This is a genomic window from Vibrio glycogenivorans (genome assembly GCF_051660965.1).
Taxonomy (GTDB): Bacteria; Pseudomonadota; Gammaproteobacteria; order Enterobacterales; family Vibrionaceae; genus Vibrio.
Genome location: NZ_JBPVIS010000039.1, coordinates 1 through 637, shown reverse-complemented (window position 1 = coordinate 637; position 637 = coordinate 1). Strand labels below are relative to the sequence as shown.

Below are 637 nucleotides of genomic sequence, written 5' to 3'. Positions count from 1 at the left end.
TGGTTCAAGTCCACTCAGACCCACCAAATCTTTCCGTCTGCTGCGTCAACAAGCGCGTTGTGTACTGATGTACACGGCCTTACTTGTTTCCTTGCATACGAAAAGATTCCCAGTCTCAACGACTGTTTATGGATTTATCCATTGATGGGGCTATAGCTCAGCTGGGAGAGCGCCTGCCTTGCACGCAGGAGGTCAGCAGTTCGATCCTGCTTAGCTCCACCATCTTTAAGCGCATTTCTTTCAAATAGAAAGTTTTGAGTGCTCTTAAAAATGGTTTTCGATAGAAAATCTGCTCTTTAAAAATTTGGAAAGCTGACGAATAACAACAATCCCCTTATCTTTTAGATAAGCGTTGTTATTCAAATAAAAGTTCTCAAATCCTATATCGAAAGATGTAGGTACCAACACACATTCAAGTGTTCTTGGAAATTTGAGTCCGGCAAAATCGAGTCTGCATCATGTTTAAATAATTGCAGACAACTTTGGTTGTTTAACGACAACTCCGTGGTTCGCCAATGCGAAACTCTTTGGGGTTGTATGGTTAAGTGACTAAGCGTACACGGTGGATGCCTTGGCAGTCAGAGGCGATGAAAGACGTAGTAACTTGCGATAAGCCCAGATTAGGTAGTAACAACCT

The 637-nt window shown here is 42.5% G+C and carries 1 tRNA gene and 1 rRNA gene; both read left to right on the top strand.

The features are described from left to right. Positions 1–146 precede the first annotated feature (146 nt). Positions 147–222, top strand: a tRNA-Ala gene (locus tag ACSTTG_RS24190). A gap of 317 nt (positions 223–539) precedes the next feature. Next, a 23S ribosomal RNA gene (locus ACSTTG_RS24185) occupies positions 540–637 on the top strand; the annotation flags it as partial.